Source organism: Vibrio sp. ER1A (assembly GCF_000733315.1).
Taxonomy (GTDB): domain Bacteria; phylum Pseudomonadota; class Gammaproteobacteria; order Enterobacterales; family Vibrionaceae; genus Vibrio; species Vibrio mediterranei.
Map to the genome: position 1 here is coordinate 1 of NZ_JPJA01000043.1, position 3,220 is coordinate 3,220.

Annotated in this window: 3 protein-coding genes; all 3 read left to right on the forward strand. The window is 36.1% G+C overall.

Annotated features, from left to right (window positions below):
* Window positions 1–103 precede the first annotated feature (103 nt).
* Genes HW45_RS04115 through HW45_RS04125 form a run of 3 tightly spaced genes read left to right on the forward strand, consistent with a single transcriptional unit; the run spans window position 104 to window position 3,196 of the window.
* Window positions 104–655, forward strand: a complete 552-nt coding sequence (locus HW45_RS04115; protein ID WP_038225044.1) for a hypothetical protein — start codon at window positions 104–106, stop codon at window positions 653–655.
* Window positions 652–2,184, forward strand: a complete 1,533-nt coding sequence (locus HW45_RS04120; RefSeq protein ID WP_038225046.1) for a GspE/PulE family protein — start codon at window positions 652–654, stop codon at window positions 2,182–2,184. Before HW45_RS04115 ends, HW45_RS04120 begins: the two co-directional genes overlap by 4 nt.
* Before the next feature lies 1 nt (window position 2,185).
* Window positions 2,186–3,196 carry a type II secretion system F family protein gene (locus HW45_RS04125; RefSeq protein ID WP_038225048.1) on the forward strand — a complete coding sequence of 337 codons (1,011 nt, stop codon included), beginning with the start codon at window positions 2,186–2,188 and terminating at the stop codon, window positions 3,194–3,196.
* Window positions 3,197–3,220 lie beyond the last annotated feature (24 nt).

The window sequence follows — 3,220 nt, forward strand, 5'->3', positions numbered from 1 at the left end:
CTCTACTCCTTGATTGATATATTCCCTGAGTCATCTAATGTCTTCTTTGAGAAGCTATCTTTTAAAGATTCTAAATATGTTGCAGATATAGGAGTGATATATAATGGGTGATTTTATTATAAACAGTAGGCACACGGTTACGGAAATTTCAATTATAATAGTATGCTTTCTATTTTCTTCTCTATCCTACGCTGGCAATATTAATGATGAGTCAAAATCAAAAAATATTACCTCACAAGAAGAGGTTGCCCCTGTCAGTGAGATTGAACAGCGACTTAAAAAGTTCCAAAAAAGAAGCATTGAAAACCAAATTTTAATTAAGGGAATAGAGCAGAATATTGAGATTAAAAGGCTTCAACTCGAACAAAAGAAAATACTAGAACAGTTGAAAAAAACATCTAAGCAAGCATCTATTAAAGGAAGCGTTAGGGTTAAAAACAACAATTCTAATAAGACCACAGAGCCCCCAAAAACGTCAAACTATGAAATAACCCTTTCTACTATATATGTAATAGATGGTACTACATACGCTGATTTTCTTAACAGAAGTAACGGGGCTAGATTTAGTGGAATTAAACCAAATAGGATCTTCGGTGGTGGGTATAGTTATGTAGTTTCATCAAATGGCACAGTAGAACTGAGGTACAGAAAGTGACTACCAATGTAATCATTGACTATCAAGATATATTAGAGAGAGAAGATTTGTCTGTTACGAAGTATTCTACGGATCTAGATAGCTATAATATCTACATATGCAAGTTAACTAAATCAAACGAAAAATATCTGTTCCTGCCTGAAGATAGTGGAAGAATGGGATTAGCTATTGATAGTTTAAATAAATTGATTCTTAAAAACAGTTTTAATTTTTCTTATTTTGTTCCTTTAAAAGTTGTTTCTGAAATAGATCGTTTGGCTACTAAAGATTTACTTCATGTAGACTCTACCGAGGCTAAACAAACTTTAGTCTCTGTTTTCAGTGACGCTGATGAGTATGGTTCTAGCGACATTCACTTTGTTAGAAATGACCAACAGTGTGACATCTATTTCCGAGTAGATGGAAATAAGAGTTTTTACAAGACATTGGACACAGATAGTGCGGATGCTGCTATATCAACTTTTTACAATGTAGAAGCAATTAGCAAAGGTAGTGCATGGAATAGAAAGGTTCCTCAGGATGCTATGGGGCCGATTCCTAGCCTTAAAGGGAAGATACTAAATCTACGTTATGCGCACTCACCGCTTAAAACGCGCACCGAGCAAGGTTATCATGCCGTCTTTCGAGTGCTTCAAGACGGAGGCGTCGGAGAAATTTCTGACTTAACAGATTTAGGCTTTTCCCCCGAAGAATCTGATCTGATAAAAAAAATGGTAAGTAGACCATTCGGGTTAGTAGTTGTTGCTGGAACAACCGGCTCCGGAAAGTCCACAACGATTAAAGGTTTTTTGGAGTGGCTATATCTGAGTTTTCATAATAAGTCTATCTCAGTCCTAACTGTGGAAGATCCTGTAGAGTACTCAATAAGAGGGGCAGTTCAGACAAACGTAAAGAGGAATGAACTAAAAGGGGACGATACGAACCCATTTATGCGTTATATCTATTCGGCAATGAGAAGAGATCCTGACGTGTTGTTAATTGGAGAGACTCGTGATCCAGCTACCGCTAAAGCACTAACTGACGTTGTTGAAAGTGGGCATTTAGCTGTAACTACATTACATGCTAGTAGCGTCACAGGTGTTATATCTCGCCTAAATTCACTAGGGATAGAAATGGATAAGCTTCGTTCATATGACTTCTGGGCCGGAATTATTGTTCAAAAACTTCTAAGGAGGACTTGTACTCACTGCTCCCTACCGTTCAACTTTGATGACGAAACTCTTAAATCACGTGTTTCTCATGGCTTATATACAAGACTTATTGATAAGAATGCTGATATTCATATATCGAGTGAGTCTGGTTGTGAAAAATGTAGTTACTCTGGCTACAAAGGTCGCCAAATTTGTGTCGAGTTCTTATTCCCTTATAACGAAGTAATCGATTCAGTTGGTACGCAAGAGCTGTTCGCTACTTGGAAGAGATATGAAGATGGAGTAAGTGGTTACACTATGTCTGAAAACGCATTTTCAAAGATTGTTGCAGGCACACTTTGTCCGCAAGAGTATGAGCGAATCTACGGGGTAAATTGATATGTATAATTCAAAAATACGAGTAGAGATATATGAAGCATTTATTGATTGTTTGAAAAATAATGTATCGGTAGTTAGCTTTTTGGAAAGTAATATTACCATCAACAAAAGCATAAAGAACAAAGAGATGGTGAAGTTATACACAGATTTACTTGAGGTGTACAATATTAAGGGCGATCTGGTTTTACTATTAGAGGGTAAGATTCCAGATGATGAAATGCTAATTCTTAAGCTTTCTTCAGAAGCTGGCGATATGGTGATAGGTATTCAGCGTGCTTATGATATATGCGTACTGAAGAAAAAATCAGTTGATAAAATGTTCTCTGCTTTGATTGGTCCGATTGTAATGGTTGGTTTAGTACTATTGATGATTGGCGGATATTCAATAAAAGTTTTTCCAGAGTTTGAAGCAGTTCTTCCAGTTGAACAATGGCCGAAAGTCTCATCGACACTATATGCTCTAGGTGGTTTTATATTTAGCTTCGGATTTCCGGTTTTGATTTTCTCAGTTGTAATATCATTGTTTATATTTAATAGGTACTTGAAAAATGGAATTGGCAACTTTAGAGAAAAGTTAAGTAATTTGCCTATTGTTTCTATCCTTACTCTAAATTACGCATCTGTATTTTTAGGGGTATTATCTTTGATGATAAGATTAAACGTCCCAGTTGGACATACTTTTATGAATTTTAAAAGTACGACAAATTCCAGGTGGATTCAAAAACATATGGCCAGTATGCAGGATCGGCAAGCCGAAGGCCTTCCATTGGGCGATGTTTTGAATACTGGTTTCTTACCCATACAATTAGTTTCTAAATTAGCGTTATATGCGGAGTCTGCCGACCTATCAATGGCAGCAGATAAAATATTCATTAACTCACAAACTCATTTAAGTAAGGACTTAGATAATTTATCTGCGAAGCTGAAAACTATAGCGACTATTATAATCTCTCTTTTTGCAGTTTGGATCTACTTATCAATTATGATGCTAAGTAATAACCTAGCTCCCTAGATAAAAGGAACATATAGTGAATAT